Here is an 18,623-nt window from a genome sequence, read left to right as displayed (position 1 = left end):
GAGTGACAGCAACCGCGGGTGGAAGGCTCGGACCCCAAACCTCAGTTGCAGTAACACGATCTGACGATTCCTCACCCGCGGCGGCGCTCAGCCGGGCCACCGCACACCTGCTGTCACTCCAGCACGCCGACGGCTGGTGGAAGGGCGACCTGGAGACCAACGTCACCATGGACGCCGAAGACCTGTTGCTCCGCCAGTTCCTCGGCATCCGCACCGAGGAGCAGACCCGGGCCACCGCGGCCTGGATCCGCTCCCGGCAGCGGGAGGACGGCACCTGGGCCACCTTCCACGGCGGCCCGCCCGAGCTGTCCACCACCGTCGAGGCGTACGTCGCCCTCCGGCTCGCCGGGGACCCCCCGGACGCCCCGCACCTGCGCGCCGCCGCCGCCTTCGTCCGGGAGAACGGCGGCATCGCCGCCACCCGGGTGTTCACCCGGATCTGGCTCGCCCTGTTCGGCTGGTGGCCCTGGGCGAAACTCCCCGAACTGCCCCCCGAAGTGCTGTTCCTGCCCAGCTGGGCGCCGCTGAACATCTACTCCTTCGGCCAATGGGCCCGGCAGACCATCGTCCCGCTGACCGTGGTCTCCGCCCACCGCCCGGTCCGCCCGGCCCCGTTCGACCTCACCGAACTGCACACCGACCCGGCCGACCCGTACCCGAAGCGGCCGCTCGCCCCCGCGCACAGCTGGGACGGCCTCTTCCAGCGCCTCGACCAGCTGATGCACCGCTACCACCGGCACGCCATCAAACCGGTGCGCCGCCTCGCACTGCGGCAGGCCGCCGCCTGGATCGTCGAACGGCAGGAGGCCGACGGCTGCTGGGGCGGCATCCAGCCGCCCGCCGTGTACTCGCTGATCGCGCTGCGGCTGCTCGGCTACCGCCTCGACCACCCCGTGATGAAGGCCGGACTGGCCGCGTTCGACAGCTTCACCGTGCACACCGAGGACGGCAAGCGCTGGCTGGAGGCCTGTCAGTCCCCGGTCTGGGACACCTGCCTGGCCGCCATCGCGCTGCGCGACGCCGGACTGCCCGGCGACCACCCCGCGCTGGTGCGGGCCGGCGACTGGATGCTCGGCGAGGAGGTCACCACCCGCGGCGACTGGGCCGTCAAACGCCCCCGGCTCGCCCCCGGCGGCTGGGCGTTCGAATTCCAGAACGACACCTACCCGGACGTCGACGACACCGCCGAGGTGGTGCTCGCGCTGCGCCGGATCGACCACCCCGACCGGGTCCGGCTGGCCGGCGCCGTCGAACGCGCCGTCGGCTGGAACCTCGGCATGCAGTCCAAGGACGGCGCGTGGGGCGCCTTCGATGCCGACAACACCAGCAAGCTCCCCAACAAGCTGCCGTTCTGCGACTTCGGCGAAGTCATCGACCCGCCCTCCGCGGACGTCACCGCGCACGTGGTCGAGATGCTCGCCGAGACCGGCCGCACCCGCGACCCCCGGACCCGGCGCGGCGTCGCCTGGCTGCTGAGCCACCAGGAGGCCGACGGCTCCTGGTTCGGTCGGTGGGGCACCAACTACATCTACGGCACCGGCTCCGTGGTGCCCGCCCTGATCGCCGCCGGACTCACCCCCGGCCACCCCTCCGTCCGCCGCGCCGTCGGCTGGCTGACCGGCCGGCAGAACACCGACGGCGGCTGGGGCGAGGACATGCGCTCCTACGAGGACCCGGCCACCTGGGCCGGCCGCGGCGACTCCACCGCCTCGCAGACCGCCTGGGCCCTGATGGCGCTGCTCGCCGCCGGCGAACGCGACTCGGAGGCGGTCGAACGCGGCATCGCCTGGCTGACCCGCACCCAGCGGCCCGACGGGAGCTGGGACGAACCGCAGTTCACCGGCACCGGGTTCCCCTGGGACTTCTCCATCAACTACCACCTGTACCGGCTGGTCTTCCCGGTCACCGCGCTCGGCCGTTACGTGCACGACGCCCCGCTCGGCCGCGGTGGCCGGCGATGAACGACCCCCTGCTGGTGCTCTGCGCGCTGCGACCCGAGGCCTGGGCGCTGCGCGGCGGCGACTGGTCCGGCGCGGCCGGCGGCCCCCCGGTGCTGGCCCGCACCGGGATGGGCCGCCGGACCGCCGGGCGGCGGGCCGGCGCGCTGCTGGACGTCGGCGGCTACGGGGCGCTGCTGGTCGCCGGGTTCGGCGCCGCGGTCGGCCCCGGGGTGCGCCCGGGCGAGGTGATCGTCGCCGACCGGGTCACCGACGCCGAGGGCAGCGTCCACCCGCTGGCCACCGCGCCCGCGCTGGCCGGCGCGCTGGAGGAGGCCGGGATCCGCGCCCACCTGGGCACCCACCGCACCGCCGACCACGTGGTGCGCGGCGCCGAACGGGCCCGGCTGCACGCCGAGGGCGCGCTCGCCGTCGACATGGAGGCCGCCGCGGTGCTCGCCGCCCGCGCCGAGCGCGCTCCCGACCTGCCCGCCGCCGTCCTGCGGGTGGTGGTCGACACCCCCGAGCGGGAACTCATCCGCCTCAGCACCCTGCCCGCCGGATTCCGCGCCTGGCGGGTGCTGCGCGCCGCCGTCCCCGCCCTCACCGCGTGGCACCGGCAACTGGCCGCCGCGCCCCGTCCGCCGACGACCACACAGCCCTCGACGCTCCCTCAGGAAGCGAGCTAAGTCATGGCCATGCCGCTGCGTCAGACCGTCCGCGTGTCCACCTACCTCATGCAGCAGAAGCTGAAGCGCCGGGACAAGTTCCCGCTGATCGTGGAGCTGGAGCCGCTGTTCGCCTGCAACCTGAAGTGCGAGGGCTGCGGCAAGATCCAGCACCCGGCGGGGGTGCTCAAGCAGCGGATGCCGGTCGCGCAGGCGGTCGGCGCGGTCCTGGAGTGCGGCGCCCCGATGGTCTCCATCGCCGGCGGCGAACCGCTGATGCACCCACAGATCGACGAGATCGTCCGGCAACTGGTCGCCCGCCGCAAGTACGTCTTCCTCTGCACCAACGCGCTGCTGCTGCGCAAGAAGCTCGAGCTGTTCACCCCGTCCCCGTACTTCACCTTCGCCGTGCACATCGACGGACTACAGGAGCGGCACGACGCCTCGGTGGCCAAGGAGGGCACCTTCGCGGAGGCCGTCGAGGCGATCAAGGAGGCCAAGCGGCAGGGCTTCCGGGTCACCACCAACTCGACGTTCTTCAACACCGACACCCCGCAGACCGTGGTCGAGGTACTGGACTACCTGAACGACGAACTCAAGGTCGACGAGATGATGATCTCTCCGGCCTACGCGTACGAGAAGGCACCCGACCAGGAGCACTTCCTCGGCGTCGAACAGACCCGCGAGCTGTTCCGCACCGCCTTCGCCGGCGGCAACAGGCGGCGCTGGCGGCTCAACCACAGCCCGCTGTTCCTGGACTTCCTCGAAGGCAAGGTCGACTTCGAGTGCACGGCCTGGGGCATCCCCAACTACTCGCTGTTCGGCTGGCAGCGGCCCTGCTACCTGATGTCCGACGGCTACGTCCCCACCTACCGGGAACTCATCGAGAAGACCGACTGGGACAAGTACGGCCGCGGCCGCGACCCGCGCTGCGACAACTGCATGGCCCACTGCGGATACGAACCCACCGCCGTGCTCGCCACCATGGGCTCGCTCAAGGAGTCGATCCGCGCCGCCCGGGAGACCCTCGCCGCCCCCAAGGCCTGAGCAGCCGTCACGGGCCGCCCGCGTACCCGCGCAGGCGGCCCACGCCGACAGGCGACCGCGAGAGCGGGGCCGCAGGCTGGACACCGACCGTCCACCCACCCGCACCAGCCGTGAGGGGTACGCCATGCCACTGCTGAGCCGGATCACCGGGCCCGCCGACCTCCGCCGACTGCACCCCGAACAGCTCCCGCCGCTCGCCGCCGAGATCCGCCACTTCCTGATCGACGCCGTCACCCGCACCGGCGGCCACCTCGGACCCAACCTCGGCGTGGTCGAACTCAGCATCGCCCTGCACCGCGTCTTCGACTCCCCGCACGACCGCATCCTGTGGGACACCGGCCACCAGGCCTACGTCCACAAACTGCTCACCGGCCGGCAGGACTTCAGCCGACTGCGCACCAAGGACGGACTGTCCGGCTACCCCTCGCGCGCCGAATCCCCGCACGACCTGATCGAGAACTCGCACGCCTCCACCGCGCTCGGCCACGCCGACGGCATCGCCAAGGCCAACCAACTGCTCGGCGTCGACCGCTGCACCGTCGCCGTGATCGGCGACGGCGCGCTCACCGGCGGCATGGCCTGGGAAGCCCTCAACAACATCGCCGAGGCCGAGGACCGCCCGCTGATCATCGTCGTCAACGACAACGGACGCTCCTACGCGCCCACCATCGGCGGCCTCGCCCACCACCTCGCCACGCTGCGCACCACCAAGGGCTACGAACGCTTCCTCGCCTGGGGCAAGGACGCCCTGCAGCGCACCCCCGTGGTCGGGCCGCCGCTGTTCGACGCGCTGCACGGCGCCAAGAAGGGCTTCAAGGACGCCTTCGCCCCGCAGGGCATGTTCGAGGACCTCGGCCTGAAGTACCTCGGCCCGATCGACGGGCACGACATCGCCGCCGTCGAACAGGCGCTGCGCCAGGCCCGCAACTTCGGCGGCCCCGTCATCGTGCACTGCCTCACCGTCAAGGGCCGCGGCTACCGGCCCGCCGAACAGGACGAGGCCGACCGGTTCCACGCCGTGAACCCGATCGACCCGTACACCTGCCTGCCGATCTCGCCGACCGCCGGCACCTCGTGGACGTCCGTGTTCGGGACGGAGATGCTCGCGCTCGGCGCCGAGCGGCCCGACCTGGTGGCCGTCACCGCCGCGATGCTGCACCCCGTCGGACTCGGGCCGTTCGCCAAGGCCTACCCCGGGCGCACCTTCGACGTCGGGATCGCCGAGCAGCACGCCGTCGCCTCCGCCGCCGGGCTGGCCACCGGCGGGCTGCACCCCGTGGTGGCGGTGTACGCGACCTTCCTGAACCGGGCGTTCGACCAGGTGCTGATGGACGTCGCGCTGCACCGGCTCGGCGTCACCTTCGTGCTCGACCGGGCCGGCGTCACGGGCAGCGACGGGGCCTCGCACAACGGCGTGTGGGACCTGTCGGTGCTGCAGGTCGTGCCCGGGCTGCGGATCGCCGCGCCGCGCGACGCCGCCCGGCTGCGCGAACAGCTGCGCGAAGCCGTCGAGGTCGAGGACGCGCCCACCGTGGTGCGCTTCCCCAAGGGGGAACTCGGACCAGAGGTGCCCGCGATCGAACGCACCGGCGGCATCGACGTGCTCGCCCGCACCGGGCCCACGCCCGACGTGCTGCTGGTCGCCGTCGGCCCGATGGCGTCCGCCTGCCTGGACGCCGCCGCGCTGCTCGCCGCCGAAGGCATCACCGCCACCGTCGTCGACCCGCGCTGGGTCAAGCCCGTCGACCCCGCGCTCGTTATGATGGCCGCCGAGCACCGGATGGTGGTCACCGTCGAGGACAACGGCCGCACCGGCGGCGTCGGCGCCGCCCTCGCCCAGGCCATGCGGGACGCCGGCATCGACACGCCGCTGCGCGACCTCGGCGTCCCGCGGGAGTTCCTGGCGCACGCCTCCCGCGGTGAGCTGCTGGAGGAGATCGGGCTCACCGGCACCGGCGTCGCCGCCCAGACCGCCGCCCACGCCCGCCGGCTGCTGCCCGGGACCCGCACCGGCGTCCAGGAGTACCGGCCCCGGATGCCGCTGACCGATTGGAGCGAACCAGCGTGACCCAGGCCGAACCGTTCGACCTCGCCGCCCTGCTCGACGCCCGGGGCGGCGAACGCTACGAGCTGCACGCCCGCTACCTCAACCCGCAGCTGCCGCGAATGCTGCACACCATCGGCTTCGACCGGTACTACGAACGGGCGAAAGGCCCGTACTTCTACGACGGCGAGGGCAACGAGTACCTCGACATGCTCGCCGGATTCGGCATCTTCGCGCTCGGTCGGCACCACCCCGCCGTCCGGGCCGCCGTCCAGCAGGTGATGGAGCTGGAGACCGCCGACCTCACCCGCTTCGACTGCTCCCCGCTGCCCGGCCTGCTCGCCGAACAGCTGATCGCCCACGCGCCCGGCCTGGACCGGGTGTTCTTCGGCAACAGCGGCACCGAAGCGGTCGAGACGGCGCTCAAGTTCGCCCGGTACGCCACCGGCCGGCGCCGCGTCCTGTACTGCGACCACGCCTTCCACGGCCTCACCGCCGGCTCGCTGTCCGTCAACGGCGAGGGCGGCTTCCGCAAGGGCTTCGACCCGCTGCTGCCGGACACCGCGATCCCGCTCGGAGACCTCGGCGCGCTGCGGCGGGAGCTGAAGAAGGGCGACGTCGCCGCGCTGATCGTGGAGCCGATCCAGGGCAAGGGCGTGCTCGCCCCGCCGCCCGGCTGGCTGGCCGCCGCCCAGCAGCTGCTGCACGAGCACAAGGCGCTGCTGATCTGCGACGAGGTGCAGACCGGCGTCGGCCGCACCGGCACCTTCTTCGCCCACCAGGCCGAGGACGGCGTGCAGCCCGACCTGGTGTGCGCCGCCAAGGCGCTGTCCGGCGGCTACGTGCCGATCGGGGCCACCCTCGGCAAGTCGTGGATCTTCGAGAAGGTGTACTCCTCGATGGACCGCGTGCTGGTGCACTCCGCCAGCTTCGGCTCCAACGCCCAGGCGATGGCCGCCGGCCTGGCCACCCTGCACGTGATGCGGCAGGAGGAGGTGGTGGAGAACGCCGCCCGGGTCGGCGAGCTGCTGCGGGCCCGGTTGGCCGCGCTGGTCGAACGGTACGAACTGCTCGCCGAGGTGCGCGGTCGCGGACTGATGATCGGCATCGAGTTCGGCCGCCCCAAGTCGCTCAAGCTGCGCACCGGCTGGACGGCGCTGCAGGCCGCCCGCAAGGGACTGTTCGCGCAGATGGTGGTCGTCCCGCTGCTGCAACGGCACCGGATCCTCACCCAGGTCTCCGGCGACCACCTGGAAGTGATCAAACTGATCCCGCCCCTGATCATCACCGAGCGGGACGTCGACCGCTTCATGGACGCCTTCACCGACGTCATGGACGACGCGCACCGCGGCAGCGGCCTGATGTGGGACTTCGGCCGCACCCTGGTCAAGCAGGCCGTCGGATCGCGTTAGAGCTCGGTACGGCGGCGGCGCACCACGACCCACAGGTCCGCCGCCGCCACCAGCGTCAGCAGCCCGCAGCACACCGCGAACACGGTGAGCGTCCCGCTGCTGGGCGCGCCGTGCGGCGATGCGAAGGCCGCCCAGACCGCGAACCCCGCCGTGCACAGCGCGAAGAACGGCAGGAACAGCATCGACAGCAGGAAGCGCAGCTTCAGATCGGTGCGCGCGGTGGCCGGCTCCGTTCCGCTCCGCCAGACCACCGGAGTCTTCGCCCGCCGCATACGCAACCGCCTCCCTCTACCCTTCCAGCGTAGAACTGTCGGGGTGCGGGGAGGCGGGGCGATGAACGACCGGTTGGACGACTATCTGGGGCTGCGGGTGGAGCCCGCGCGGGCGCTGGCCGCCGAGCGCGGCTGGCGCACCGTGCGGGTGGTGGAACCCGAGGCGCTGCTGACCATGGAGTACCGCTCCGAGCGGCTCAACCTGACCGTCCGGGACGGCGTGGTGGAACGCGCCTGGGCGGGCTGAGGACGCACCGGCAGCGGGCGGCCGGCCCAGTGCGCGGCCGCGGGCTGCGGGCGGGGCACCGGGACCGGCCGGGCGAACCGGCCCTCGCGGTGCCAGACCGCCAGCACCCGCTGGTCCAGCGCGGCGATGGCCGGCTCGGCCAGCGGCAGCGACAGCAGCACCAGCGCACCCGCCGCCCAGCCGGCGAACACGTCGGAGATCCAGTGGGTGCCCAGGTAGACGGTGGTCAGGCCGATCGAGGCCGCGGTGAGCGAGGCCAGCACCGTGCCGGTGCGCCGCCAGCGGGCCGCCAGGTAGGCCAGCACGCCCCAGGTGACCACGGCGTTGGCGGTGTGCCCGGACGGGAAGATGGTGCCGCCGGAGAACAGCTCGGGCGACCCTATGTAGTGCGCGTAGTGCGGGCCCAGCCGACCGGTCAGGATCTTCACCGCGCCCACTGTGACGTTCAGCAGCAGCAGTGCCATGCCCATCACCAGCAGCGGCCGCGACGAGTGCGTGCGGTAGCAGCGCCAGCCCAGCCACAGACAGGCCGCGATCGCGGTCGGGCCGCGCTGGCCGGCGATCACCCAGATGTCCAGGTACGGCAGCGCCTGCGGCCACACCTTGTACGGGCGCAGCTGCTGCAGTGACCAGTCCAGGTCGACCAGCGGCGAGTCGAGCACAATGGCCAGCACCACCGCCAGGTAGAGCACGGCGGTGATGCCGAAGAGCAGAACGTGCCGCCGGCTGATCGACGGGGGCGCGGATTCTGTCGGCGCGGTGACGGAATCGCGCTCGGACTGGACCGGAAACGTGCGTGGTCCGGTCGATATCCGCGGCACGGGGGATTCGGGCTTGGCTGGCACCCTTCGACATTACCGGCTGCCTCCGAGCGCTCCGGGCTGTACGGGCAATCTGTCACCCGCCGGTGATCGGTTGTCCGCACTTTCCCCATACGGGCAGTTCGGCGTGCGAGCGGAAGGGCCGTAAAGCGGAGCGGAGTGTGCGAAATCACCCTCTGCGGCGCTCCGGGTGCCGTTTCCTCCGGGTTTCTCCAATTGCCGGGCGGGTAGTGCGGGAACGAAAGAAGCGGCCGATTTCCCGTGACGCAGGTCACTTCCGGGAAATCGGCCGCCGGGTCGGGCGACGGGGTCGGGTCAGGGCAGAACCTTCTCGACGGCTGCCGCGCCGTGCTCCTCCAGGTCCTTCTTCGCCTTCGCGACCCGCTTCGGGGTGACGTCGAGCCCCTGGGCCATCACCAGGTCCTCGGGGTCGACGGGGTTCTCCGCCCCGGTGTGCAGCAGCTTGTCCGGAGTCGGCTTGGAGTCGCTGTCCGTGGTGTCGGTCATCAAGATCCTCCGTGGGTACGCCCGCCGCCGGTGGACGGCGGCGGGAGGTCTGCACGTCGAGTCTGGACCCGCGCCGTTGAGGGCGCACCACGAGACCCCAACTAGATGAATGATGCGAAGGGTTAGTGGTCGTAGGCGGTCAGCGAGCGCATGACGGGCTGACCGGTCCGGTCGTTGTGCCAGATCGCCGAGGTCAGCGCGAGGATGCGTTGCAGGACACGGACCATCACCCCGGCCGGTGTGCGGCCCTGGTGGCGTTCGAGGTCGAGCTGGGCCTTGAACGTCTGGTTGACCGACTCGATGATCTGCCGCAGCGGCTTGAACAGCCTGGCTCCGGCCCGCTCGGGTTCGCCCTTGCGGGCCGGGCGGAGCAGGTGGACGCCCCACTTGGCGAGTTCGTGTTCGAAGGCGCGGCCGTAGTAGTGCCGGTCGCCGATCAGGGTCTGGCCCGGCCGGGATCCGGCCAGGTCGGGTTCGGCGTGGAGGATGCCGAGCAGGGTCTGGCGCTCGTCGGCCTTCGCGCCGGTCAGCGCGAACGCGACGGGCAGGCCGTGCAGGGTGCACACCAGATGCAGGCGCAGGCCCCAGAAGTAGCGGGAGTGGCTGGCGCAGTAGCCGTACTCGGCCCATCCGGCCAGGTCGGAGCGCTTGGCGGTCTCGCGTGAGCGCCCGCATTCCACCGGGGTGGAGTCGACGACCCACACGCTGTCGGTCCACAGCGAGGTGTCGGTCGCGACCAGGCGGTTGACGCGGGCGATCAGGCCGGCGGCCTTGCGCAGGCGCCGGTTGTAGCCGGACTGCCCGGGCAGGTACGGGAACAGGTGCCGCAGGTGGGTGGTGGCGTGGCGGATCCAGCGGCGCTCGGAGGTGAAGCCGAGCAGGGCCTGCATCACCGCCAGGGTGACCAGTTCGGCATCGCTGAGCCGGGGCGCGATCCCGATCTCGGGTCGCCACGGCGCCAGATGGGGCGATTCCTTCAGCAGGTCGTCGGTCTTCACGTAGAGTGCGGTCGCGAGGGAGTCCAGGTCAGGCGTCACAACCGACCTTTGGACTCCCTCGCGTCATTTCATGCACGCCAGCGAGCCCTTGGCATCAATCATCTAGTCGAGCGGGCCGCCCGCCACGTAGATGACCTGGCCGGAGACGAAGCCCGCGCCCTCGGAGGCGAGGAAGGAGATGGTGTGCGCGATGTCGTCCGGCACGCCGACCCGCTGGACCGGGATCGCCGAGGCGGCTGCCTGCTTGAACGCCTCGAACTCCATGCCGACCCGGGCCGCGGTGGCCGCCGTCATGTCGGTGGCGATGAAGCCGGGGGCGACCGCGTTGGCGGTGATGCCGAACTTGCCGAGCTCGATCGCCAGGGTCTTGGTGAAGCCCTGCAGGCCGGCCTTGGCCGCCGAGTAGTTGGCCTGGCCGCGGTTGCCCTGCGCGGAGGAGGAGGACAGGTTGACGACGCGTCCGAAGCCGGCCGCGACCATGTGCTTCTGCACCGCGCGGGTCATCAGGAAGGCGCCCTTGAGGTGCACGTTCATCACGGTGTCCCAGTCGGACTCGGACATCTTGAACAGCAGGTTGTCGCGGAGCACGCCCGCGTTGTTCACCAGCACGACGGGGGTGCCCAGTTCGGCGGCGATGCGGTCGACCGCGGCCTCCACCTGTTCGGCGTTCGAGACGTCGGCGCCGACGGCCAGCGCCCGGCCGCCCGCGGCGACGATCGCCTCGGCGGTGCCCTTCGCGTTGGACTCCTCCAGGTCGACCACCGCGACCGCGTAACCGTCGGCGGCCAGCCGGAGTGCGGTGGCCGCGCCGATCCCGCGGGCCGCACCCGTCACCACGGCCACCCGCACCGGAGCGTCTGCGGTCACGGACGTGCTCTGCTCGGTCATCTTCGTACTCGTCTCTCTCGAAGTCGGACGACGGGACCGGCCCGGGCCGGTGACCCGCGGATGGGAATTGAATGAGGTGCGCAGCGCGCAGCGCGGCAACCCTACCGGCGAGTAGAAATTCCGGCCAGGGGCAGCGCCGCAGGTGACGGAGGGTGAGGGCGCTCGGCGGCCGACTGGGTGAACCAGGTTGGTCGTGACCCCGACATAGGGGGGAAATATGCCAACTTTGCCGAACCTGCGACTACTCTGCGCCCCTACCTGCCGGTCCAGGCCGACCGTTTGTATAGTGTGCGCCAGCAGCCACCGGCTGCACGGCCGGCGCGTCCTTACTCACAGCGGGATGCTCACTCGCCGTTACTGCCCCGCTCGGGTGTCCCACACACACCGCGAGCGTGACACCGGGACGGATTTCATGGTGCTGGGGGAGATCCCGACAACCCGTGTGCCCGGTCGACTGCAGCAGTCGCCCGGTCACCTCATCCGCGTGGCCCAGCAGGTACACACCCGCTTGTGGTCCGAATACGTCGGTACCGAGCTGACGGCTCCGCAATTCGCGGTGCTGCTGGTACTGGCACTGGAGCCCGGCGCCGACCAGCGAACGGTCGGCGAACGGGCATCGCTCGACAAGGCGACGATGGCCGAAATGGTCGCCAGGCTGGTCCGGCGGGGCCTGGTGCTCCGCCGCCGGGACCCGGCCGACGGTCGTCGCAAGCTGCTGGCCCTCTCGCAGAGCGGTGCTCAGGCCGTGCGCGAGGCGACCGGCGGCGTGGTCCGGGTCCAGCGGACCCTGTTCGAGTCGCTGAGCCCGGACGAGCAGCTGGAACTCGTCCGGACCATGGCACGGATCGCCCGGCTGGAGCCGGCCGCCGTTGCCGTGATGGCCGACGCCCGGCCCACGCTGGACGCCCAGCGTGCCATCGGCTACCTGATCCGGGTCGCCCAGCAGGTGCACACCAAGCTCTGGTCGGAGAAGGTCGGCACCGAGCTGACGGCTCCTCAGTACGCGGTGCTGGACGCGCTGGAGACCGAACCGGGCGCCGACCAGCGCACGGTCGGCGAGCTCGCCTCGCTGGACAAGGCGACGATGGCCGAGATGGTCAGCCGGCTGGTGCGACGCGGCCTGGTGCTGCGCCGCCGCGACCCCTCGGACGGGCGCCGCAACCTGCTCTCGCTCTCCCCGACCGGCCAGGAGCTGTTGCACCGCTCCACCGCCGGGGTGCGTGAGGTCCAGGAGGCGCTGCTCGCTCCGCTGGAGCCGCACGAGCACGCGCAGGCTCTGGCGCTGCTCGCCAAGGCGGCTCGGCTGTAACGATTCTGCAAAGCGTCGTCCAATTTTTTGGGCGACGAACGCGCTCCGGCGGGCACGCGGCACCGCTCGGGACGCTCCGGAAGGGGCCGACACCTCGTCAGGTGTCGGCCCCTTCCGGGTTGTTCCGGCCGTCACTCTCCGTGCTGACTGAGCGTCAGCTAGAGCTGACGTGACGTCAGTCGCGCGGGGGAACGGCGGGGCGTCAGTTCCAGTCGAAGTCGGCCGGGTCGGGGCCGATTCGCTTGCCGGTGGCGACGGCTGCGATCGCCGCGAGGTCCTCGGCGTCCAGCTCGAAGCCCGTCACGTCCAGGTTCTCCCGGATGCGGGCCGGGGTGACCGACTTCGGGATGGCGATCACGCCGCTCTGCAGGTGCCAGCGCAGCACCACCTGGGCCGTCGAACGGCCGTGCTTCTCGGCGATCTTCAGCAGCGCGGGCTCGGCCAGCAGGTCGCCGCCCTGGCCCAGCGGGCTCCACGCCTCGGTGGCGATGCCGTGCTCGGCGTGGAAGGCGCGCAGCTCGGCCTGCGGGAAGTACGGGTGCAGCTCGACCTGGTTCAGCGCCGGGACCACCGAGGTCTCCTTGAGCAGCAGCTCCAAGTCCGCGATGTGGAAGTTCGAGACGCCGATCGCGCGGACCCGGCCGTCGGCCTGCAGCTGCTCGAAGGCGCGCCAGATGTTCACGAACGCGGGGCCGTGCATCGCCCGCGGCCAGTGGATCAGGTACAGGTCCAGCTGCTCCAGGCCGAGCTTGGCCATCGACTCGTCGAAGGCGCGCAGCACCCGGTCGCGGCCCTGCTCGCCGGACCAGTCGAGGGTGCCGGAGTTCCACAGCTTGGTGGTGACGAACAGCTCGTCACGGGCCACGCCGGACTCGGCGATCGCCTGGCCGGTGCCCGCCTCGTTCTCGTAGATCGCGGCGGTGTCGATCGAGCGGTAGCCCGATTCGATCGCGGTGCGCACCGCCGGGACGGCCTCCGCGTCCGGCACCTGCCAGACACCGAAGCCGAGCTGGGGGATCCGCACGCCGTTGTTCAGCGTGATCGACGGGATCGGGGGTACTGCGGGAGTGCTGGTCACGAGAAGGGGTGCCCTTCGGTCGGGTGGCTGTGGGGAGTTTCCAAGAGGGCGGCAACCGGGTTGAACAGCGGAGTATTCCCGATGGGCAGGAGTTCCCCCCAACAGGGGAAACGCTTCGGGGGCCGCAGCCGGATCGGGCAGAACCGCGAAAGCCCGTGAGGCGTGCATCACAGGTGATTCCGCCGCGTCCGGGGAGGGTGGTCCGGACGGGTGAATGGGCGGGCCCGGCGGTGGTGGTGCGGCGGTCGGTGGGCGGGCCCGGGCCAGACTGCCGGGGTGACCAAGACTTCAGGTTCTCCGTCAAGCCAGCGCGGTGAGATCGGCGGCGTCCCGACCCGGTACATCGGTATCGGCGTCATCGTGGTGCTGGCGATCTGGTTCCTGTTCGCCAACCTGGACAAGGTGAAGATCCAGTTCTGGGTCTTCACCGTCACCTGCCCGCTCTGGATCGCGCTGCTGGCCACGCTGCTCGCGGGAACGGCGCTCGGCTGGCTGCTGAAGGGCCGGCGCACCCGGTGACGGCGCCGCAGGAGGCCACGGGGCGGTCGACCGGAGAGCCGCTGATCGAGCTGCGCCGGGTGAACAAGCACTACGGGCAGCTGCACGTGCTGCAGGACATCGACCTGACGGTGGGCCGGGGTGAGGTCGTGGTGGTGATCGGCCCGTCCGGGTCGGGGAAGTCCACGCTGTGCCGGGCGATCAACCGGCTGGAGCCGGTGGAGAGCGGCGACATCCTGATCGAGGGCCAGCCGCTGCCCGCCGAGGGCAAGGGACTGGCGAAGCTGCGGGCCGAGGTCGGGATGGTGTTCCAGTCCTTCAACCTGTTCGCGCACCGGACGGTGCTGCAGAACGTCACGCTGGCCCAGATCAAGGTCCGCAAGCGCGGGAAGGCGGCGGCCGAGACCAAGGGGCGGGCGCTGCTGGAGCGGGTCGGACTGGCCTCGCAGGCCGACAAGTACCCGTCGCAGCTGTCCGGCGGCCAGCAGCAGCGGGTGGCGATCGCCCGGGCGCTGGCGATGGACCCGAAGGCGCTGCTGTTCGACGAGCCGACCTCGGCGCTCGACCCCGAGATGATCAACGAGGTGCTGGAGGTGATGCGCTCGCTGGCCGCCGAGGGGATGACCATGGTGGTGGTCACCCACGAGATGGGGTTCGCGCGTTCCGCCGCCAACCGGGTGGTCTTCATGGCGGACGGGAAGATCGTCGAGGACCGCGTCCCCGAGGAGTTCTTCGCGAACCCGCAGAGCGAGCGCGCCCGGGACTTCCTGTCCAAGATCCTGAAGCACTGAGGCGGCGCGGTGAAACAGCGGTACATCCTGCGCGCACTGGTGCTGTGCGCCGTGCTGCCCGGCCTGGCGGCCGGCCTGTCCGGCTGCGGCAAGGAGGGCACCCCGCCGCCGAAGGGCCCGCAGCCGAGCGCGCTGCCCAGCTACCAGGTGCGCAACAACACGATCACCGGCTCGCCCACCCTGGACGCGGCCCGGGCGCGCGGCCACCTGGTGGTCGGCGCCAAGGAGGACCAGCCGTACCTGGGCCAGAAGAACCCGGCCACCGGCGAGTACTCCGGCTTCGACATCGAGATCGCCAGGATGGTCGCCGCCGACCTGGGCTTCGCGCCCGACCAGATCGAGTTCCGCACCATCGCCTCCGCCAACCGGGAGACCGCGCTGCAGAACGGCCAGGTCGACTACTACGTGGGCACCTACACCATCAACGACAACCGCAAGAAGCTGGTCGGCTTCGCCGGCCCGTACTTCATCGCCGGGCAGGCGCTGATGGTCCGCAAGAACGAGACGAAGATCAACGGCCCGCAGGACCTGGCGGGCCGGAAGGTCTGCTCGGCCGCCGGGTCCACCCCGTACCAGCGGATCCAGACCAATTATCCGAAGGCCAAGCTGGTCGGCTACGACACCTACTCGGCCTGCGTGGACAACCTGATCAGCAATCAGGTCGACGCCGTCACCACCGACAACGCGATCCTGCAGGGCTACGTGGCCAAGGTCCCCGACGAGCTGAAGATGGTCGGCGAGCCGTTCTCCACCGAGCCGTACGGCATCGGCGTCCCCAAGAACGACACCGTGCTGCGGATGGCGATCAACGACGCGCTGCAGCTGAACATGGACAACGGCAACTGGAAGAAGGCGTACGAAGCGACGCTCGGCCTCTCCGGGGTGCCCGCGCCGCAGCCCCCGGCCATCGACCGGTACAAGTGAGCAGGGGGCGCGGATGAACGTCCTGACCAGCAACTGGTCCACCTACTGGCACGGCTTCCTCGGCACCCTGTGGCTGACCCTGGTCAGTGCCGCGCTGGCGCTGGTGCTCGGGGTGGTCATGGCGGGCTTCCGGGTCTCGCCGGTGAAACCGCTGCGGGCCGTCGGCACCGGGTGGGTGACGGTGCTCCGGAACACCCCGCTGACCCTGCTGTTCTTCATCGTGGTGCTGGGCCTGCCCCGGTTCCACATCACGCTGCCGTTCTTCACCTTCGCCGTGCTGGCGCTGGGCTGCTACACCTCGGCGTTCGTCTGCGAGGTGCTGCGCTCGGGCGTGAACACCGTGCCGACGGGGCAGGGTGAGGCGGCCCGCAGCCTGGGTCTGACGTTCGGTCAGACGCTGAGCCTGGTCATCATGCCGCAGGCGTACCGCTCGGTGGTCGCCCCGCTGGGCAGTGTGATGATCGCGCTGGCGAAGAACACCGCGATCGCGGGCTCGTTCAGCGTGGTCGAACTGCTCGGCACCTACCGGACCATCAACGAGCTGGGCTACAGCATCGTCTGGACCTTCGTCTGGATCGCGGTCGGCTATCTGATCATCACGCTGGCGATCAGCGCCCTGTTCAACGTATTGGAGCGACGGGTGGCGGTGTCCCGATGACGGTGGAGTCCTCCGCGCTGTACGACATCCCCGGGCCGAAGGCGCTGGCCCGGCACCGGCTGTACGGCATCCTGACGCTGCTGGTGATCGCCGCGGTGGTCGGCTGGGTGATCTGGATGCTGTTCCACACCAACCAGTTCACCTACGAGAAGTGGACGGCTTTCCAGTACAAAGGCGTCCAGGAGCTGCTGCTGCGGGGCCTCGGCAACACCCTGAAGGCGTTCGGCTGGACGGTGCTGTTCGCGCTCCCGTTCGGCGCGCTGTTCGCCGCCGGACGGCTCTCCGACCACCGGGCGGTGCGCTGGGTGTCCACCCTGGTGGTGGAGTTCTTCCGGGCCATGCCGCTGCTGGTGATGATCTTCTTCATCTTCGTCGCGCTCAAGGTCGAACCGCTCTGGGCGCTGGTGGCCGGACTCACCCTGTACAACGGCTCGGTGCTGGCCGAGGTGTTCCGGGCCGGCATCCTCGCCGTCCCCAAGGGGCAGAAGGAGGCCGCGTTCGCGCTCGGCCTGCGGAAGACCCAGGTGATGACGTACGTGCTGGTGCCGCAGGCGGTCCGGGCGATGTCGCCGACCATCGTCAGCCAGCTGGTGGTGGCGCTGAAGGACACCTCGCTGGGTTTCCTGATCACCTACGAGGAGTTCCTGCACGCCGGGAAGCTGATCGCCACCAACCTGGACTACGACCTGCCGTTCATCCCCGTGGTGATGGTGATCGCCCCGGTCTACATCGGCATGTGTCTGCTGCTGTCCTGGCTGGCCAAGTGGCTGGAGCGGCGCGCTCGGCGCAGCCCGCGTGAAGGGGCGACGCCGGTCGCCGAGGCCGGGCCGGTGGTGGACGGGCAGGGGTAGCGCCTCTTCGGGGCCCGGAAAAGGGTTGGGTCCGGGTCGGGGCGGTCGGCTAGGGTCGGAAAGTCTGTGACCGAGCGCACACGAGGAGTTGCCGGATGTCCGTGCTGCCCAGCCGGCAGGGCCTGCCCGATGCCGAAGTGATCGACCGGCGGGACGGGCCGTACGGCGAGGTGGCGCTGCGGCGGCGCGGTGGGCACTACGAGATCATCGCGAACGGGTGCTTCCTGATGGACACCGCCGACGGGCGGTCCGAACGGCTGCTGATCCAGGCGGCGTTGGACTCGGTGGGTGCGGGGGGCGGATTGAGTGTGCTGATCGGTGGACTGGGCGTCGGCTTCTCGCTGGCGTACGCCGCCGCCGAGCCGCGGTGGGGGCGGATCGCCGTGGTCGAGCGGGAGGGGGCGATCATCGACTGGCACCGGAGCGGGCCGCTCGGGGCGTTCTCCGCGGGCGCGTTGGACGATCCGCGGGTCGAGGTGGTGCACACCGATCTGGTGGCGCATCTCGGTTCCAGCGGGGAGCAGTACGACGCGCTGTGTCTCGACATCGACAACGGGCCCGACTGGACGGTCGGTGAGGAGAACGACGCGCTGTACGGCCCGGCCGGCCTGGCCAATGCCGCTGCCCGGCTGCGGGCCGGCGGCGTCCTCGCGGTGTGGAGTGCCCAGCCCTCCGCCGCTTTCGAACAGGCGCTGCGGGACGCCGGGTTCATCGATGTCCGGAGCGAGGAGATCGCCGTCGAGCGCGGGGTGCCCGACGTGGTGCACCTGGCGCGCCGGGCCGCCTGACGGGGCGCGGCCTTCACGCGGCCGAACTGCCGGATTCGGTGCGGAAGTTGTGCCCGTGACGCGTTCACAGCAGCGCTCGCGTGCGGCATGATCATCATCATGGCGGACGAGAAGACGGACCTCCTGGCGTGCCTCTGGGACGAGTTCAACGCCATGCGGTTCCCCAACGGCTGGTACGACCAGGAGCCCGAAGGCACCTGCCTGGTCACCCTGGGCGCCGTCCTCACCGGCTTCGCCGCCAGCGTCCTCGACGGGCCGTCGCTCGGCGCCCGGCACCGCGAGCACCTGCGCCGCCGGATCGTCCTGCTCGGCGAGCTGCTGCCGGCCTTCGCCGTCGACGGCTACGCCTCGCGGTACTTCGTCGCGCTGTACCGGATGGCGGTGCTGACGGAGGAGATCGACCTCGAGCGGGAGGAGATCGACCTCGAGCGGGGAGGCGGAGGGATTTAGCCGACGGAGAGGGCGGCGGACAGGACGGTGCGGAGCTGCTCCAGTTCGTGACGCCAGGCCGGGCCCTCGTCCGACTCCTCCCAGAGCTCGGCGAGTTCGGATTCCTCGCTGAGCACACCGGCCAGTGCGTCCAGGGCGAGGCGGCGTATCTCGGGACCGAACAGGGGGAGCGGCTGGTCCGGTCCGTACGCGGTGCTGATCGGGGTGCCGCCCGGGCACTGGGCGGCGACCAGGGCGGCAGCGGCGACGATCTGGCAGCCGTCGTCGGCGTCCAGGTCGTCGAACTCGCCGACACCGCCGCCGAGTACGGCGCGGATCAGGGCCTCGCGCTGCTCCGGGGCGGCCTCGTCGAGGTCGCCCGCGAAGTCGGCGGCGGTGTCGTTGTCGAACGGACCGATGTCCCAGGCACCCATGGTGATCTCCTTCGGTTGCAGT

Annotated in this window: 20 protein-coding genes; 13 read left to right on the top strand and 7 right to left on the bottom strand. The window is 71.0% G+C overall.

Annotated elements, in window-relative coordinates; genetic code table 11:
* Positions 1-2 precede the first annotated feature (2 nt).
* The 5 genes from shc (at position 3) to ACIHEI_RS27455 (ending at position 7,108) form a co-directional block, all read left to right on the top strand.
* Positions 3-1,961, top strand: a complete 1,959-nt coding sequence (shc, locus tag ACIHEI_RS27475; protein WP_392948040.1) for a squalene--hopene cyclase — start codon at positions 3-5, stop codon at positions 1,959-1,961.
* On the top strand, positions 1,958-2,626 hold the full coding sequence (locus ACIHEI_RS27470; RefSeq protein ID WP_396608483.1) for a 1-hydroxy-2-methyl-2-butenyl 4-diphosphate reductase: 669 nt from the start codon (positions 1,958-1,960) through the stop codon (positions 2,624-2,626). Before shc ends, ACIHEI_RS27470 begins: the two co-directional genes overlap by 4 nt.
* A gap of 3 nt (positions 2,627-2,629) precedes the next feature.
* Complete coding sequence (gene hpnH / locus ACIHEI_RS27465; protein WP_396608482.1) at positions 2,630-3,652, top strand: adenosyl-hopene transferase HpnH; 1,023 nt, start codon at positions 2,630-2,632, stop codon at positions 3,650-3,652.
* Positions 3,653-3,776: 124 nt separating this feature from the next.
* Positions 3,777-5,720 carry a 1-deoxy-D-xylulose-5-phosphate synthase gene (dxs, locus tag ACIHEI_RS27460; protein WP_396608481.1) on the top strand — a complete coding sequence of 648 codons (1,944 nt, stop codon included), beginning with the start codon at positions 3,777-3,779 and terminating at the stop codon, positions 5,718-5,720.
* The gene (locus ACIHEI_RS27455; RefSeq protein WP_396608480.1) at positions 5,717-7,108 is read left to right on the top strand and encodes an aspartate aminotransferase family protein; all 1,392 of its coding nucleotides are present in this window, start codon (positions 5,717-5,719) and stop codon (positions 7,106-7,108) included. Before dxs ends, ACIHEI_RS27455 begins: the two co-directional genes overlap by 4 nt.
* On the opposite strand, the gene ACIHEI_RS27450 is transcribed toward ACIHEI_RS27455, so the two are convergent.
* The 5 genes from ACIHEI_RS27450 to fabG form a co-directional block, all read right to left on the bottom strand.
* Entirely contained in the window at positions 7,105-7,380 is a 276-nt protein-coding gene (locus ACIHEI_RS27450) for a DUF6343 family protein (RefSeq protein WP_392948027.1), read from the bottom strand. The genes ACIHEI_RS27455 and ACIHEI_RS27450 overlap by 4 nt on opposite strands.
* Before the next feature lie 81 nt (positions 7,381-7,461).
* Positions 7,462-8,472: a phosphatase PAP2 family protein gene (locus ACIHEI_RS27445; RefSeq protein ID WP_392948025.1), complete on the bottom strand. Its 1,011-nt coding sequence runs from the start codon at positions 8,470-8,472 to the stop codon at positions 7,462-7,464.
* A gap of 291 nt (positions 8,473-8,763) precedes the next feature.
* On the bottom strand, positions 8,764-8,955 hold the full coding sequence (locus ACIHEI_RS27440; protein ID WP_387645137.1) for a hypothetical protein: 192 nt from the start codon (positions 8,953-8,955) through the stop codon (positions 8,764-8,766).
* A 122-nt stretch (positions 8,956-9,077) separates the two neighbouring features.
* Positions 9,078-9,992, bottom strand: coding sequence for an IS982 family transposase (locus ACIHEI_RS27435; protein ID WP_396608479.1), 915 nt, complete (start codon positions 9,990-9,992; stop codon positions 9,078-9,080).
* Positions 9,993-10,055: 63 nt separating this feature from the next.
* Positions 10,056-10,841: a 3-oxoacyl-ACP reductase FabG gene (gene fabG, locus ACIHEI_RS27430; RefSeq protein WP_387868179.1), complete on the bottom strand. Its 786-nt coding sequence runs from the start codon at positions 10,839-10,841 to the stop codon at positions 10,056-10,058.
* Between the two features lie 484 nt (positions 10,842-11,325).
* Here fabG and ACIHEI_RS27425 point away from each other — a divergent pair, with 484 nt between their 5' ends.
* Positions 11,326-12,150 (top strand): MarR family winged helix-turn-helix transcriptional regulator, encoded by an 825-nt coding sequence (locus tag ACIHEI_RS27425; RefSeq protein ID WP_387645132.1) that lies wholly within the window; start codon positions 11,326-11,328, stop codon positions 12,148-12,150.
* A 202-nt stretch (positions 12,151-12,352) separates the two neighbouring features.
* Here the strand turns inward: ACIHEI_RS27425 and ACIHEI_RS27420 are convergent, their stop codons facing one another.
* Entirely contained in the window at positions 12,353-13,228 is an 876-nt protein-coding gene (locus ACIHEI_RS27420) for an aldo/keto reductase (RefSeq protein WP_392948019.1), read from the bottom strand.
* 276 nt (positions 13,229-13,504) lie between these two features.
* Here ACIHEI_RS27420 and ACIHEI_RS27415 point away from each other — a divergent pair, with 276 nt between their 5' ends.
* The 7 genes from ACIHEI_RS27415 (at position 13,505) to ACIHEI_RS27385 (ending at position 18,188) form a co-directional block, all read left to right on the top strand.
* Positions 13,505-13,747 (top strand): LapA family protein, encoded by a 243-nt coding sequence (locus tag ACIHEI_RS27415; RefSeq protein WP_396608478.1) that lies wholly within the window; start codon positions 13,505-13,507, stop codon positions 13,745-13,747.
* 41 nt (positions 13,748-13,788) lie between these two features.
* Complete coding sequence (locus tag ACIHEI_RS27410; RefSeq protein WP_387868217.1) at positions 13,789-14,517, top strand: amino acid ABC transporter ATP-binding protein; 729 nt, start codon at positions 13,789-13,791, stop codon at positions 14,515-14,517.
* A 24-nt stretch (positions 14,518-14,541) separates the two neighbouring features.
* Complete coding sequence (locus ACIHEI_RS27405; protein ID WP_396608526.1) at positions 14,542-15,441, top strand: glutamate ABC transporter substrate-binding protein; 900 nt, start codon at positions 14,542-14,544, stop codon at positions 15,439-15,441.
* Between the two features lie 13 nt (positions 15,442-15,454).
* The gene (locus tag ACIHEI_RS27400) at positions 15,455-16,099 is read left to right on the top strand and encodes an amino acid ABC transporter permease (protein ID WP_387645121.1); all 645 of its coding nucleotides are present in this window, start codon (positions 15,455-15,457) and stop codon (positions 16,097-16,099) included.
* The gene (locus ACIHEI_RS27395; RefSeq protein WP_396608477.1) at positions 16,096-16,950 is read left to right on the top strand and encodes an amino acid ABC transporter permease; all 855 of its coding nucleotides are present in this window, start codon (positions 16,096-16,098) and stop codon (positions 16,948-16,950) included. The genes ACIHEI_RS27400 and ACIHEI_RS27395 overlap by 4 nt, the downstream gene beginning before the upstream one ends.
* A 95-nt stretch (positions 16,951-17,045) precedes the next feature.
* Positions 17,046-17,738 (top strand): spermidine synthase, encoded by a 693-nt coding sequence (locus tag ACIHEI_RS27390; RefSeq protein WP_396608476.1) that lies wholly within the window; start codon positions 17,046-17,048, stop codon positions 17,736-17,738.
* Between the two features lie 99 nt (positions 17,739-17,837).
* Entirely contained in the window at positions 17,838-18,188 is a 351-nt protein-coding gene (locus tag ACIHEI_RS27385) for a hypothetical protein (RefSeq protein ID WP_396608475.1), read from the top strand.
* Here the strand turns inward: ACIHEI_RS27385 and ACIHEI_RS27380 are convergent.
* Entirely contained in the window at positions 18,185-18,601 is a 417-nt protein-coding gene (locus tag ACIHEI_RS27380; protein WP_396608474.1) for a DUF4259 domain-containing protein, read from the bottom strand. The two genes, ACIHEI_RS27385 and ACIHEI_RS27380, sit on opposite strands and share 4 nt — an antisense overlap.
* Positions 18,602-18,623: the final 22 nt, after the last annotated feature.

It is taken from the genome of Kitasatospora sp. NPDC051984 (assembly GCF_044593455.1).
Taxonomy (GTDB): Bacteria; Actinomycetota; Actinomycetes; order Streptomycetales; family Streptomycetaceae; genus Kitasatospora.
Note: the sequence above shows the minus strand (reverse complement) of the source record. Positions and strands in the feature narration are given on the sequence as shown.

Bases quoted from the DNA above. Each gene is read 5' to 3' on its own strand.
- ACIHEI_RS27470 (WP_396608483.1), top strand. From the start codon at position 1,958: ATGAACGACCCCCTGCTGGTGCTCTGCGCGCTGCGACCCGAGGCCTGG.
- hpnH (WP_396608482.1), top strand. From the start codon at position 2,630: ATGGCCATGCCGCTGCGTCAGACCGTCCGCGTGTCCACCTACCTCATG.
- dxs (WP_396608481.1), top strand. From the start codon at position 3,777: ATGCCACTGCTGAGCCGGATCACCGGGCCCGCCGACCTCCGCCGACTG.
- ACIHEI_RS27450 (WP_392948027.1), bottom strand. From the start codon at position 7,380: ATGCGGCGGGCGAAGACTCCGGTGGTCTGGCGGAGCGGAACGGAGCCG.
- ACIHEI_RS27440 (WP_387645137.1), bottom strand. From the start codon at position 8,955: ATGACCGACACCACGGACAGCGACTCCAAGCCGACTCCGGACAAGCTG.
- fabG (WP_387868179.1), bottom strand. From the start codon at position 10,841: ATGACCGAGCAGAGCACGTCCGTGACCGCAGACGCTCCGGTGCGGGTG.
- ACIHEI_RS27400 (WP_387645121.1), top strand. From the start codon at position 15,455: ATGAACGTCCTGACCAGCAACTGGTCCACCTACTGGCACGGCTTCCTC.
- ACIHEI_RS27395 (WP_396608477.1), top strand. From the start codon at position 16,096: ATGACGGTGGAGTCCTCCGCGCTGTACGACATCCCCGGGCCGAAGGCG.
- ACIHEI_RS27390 (WP_396608476.1), top strand. From the start codon at position 17,046: ATGTCCGTGCTGCCCAGCCGGCAGGGCCTGCCCGATGCCGAAGTGATC.
- ACIHEI_RS27385 (WP_396608475.1), top strand. From the start codon at position 17,838: ATGGCGGACGAGAAGACGGACCTCCTGGCGTGCCTCTGGGACGAGTTC.
- ACIHEI_RS27380 (WP_396608474.1), bottom strand. From the start codon at position 18,601: ATGGGTGCCTGGGACATCGGTCCGTTCGACAACGACACCGCCGCCGAC.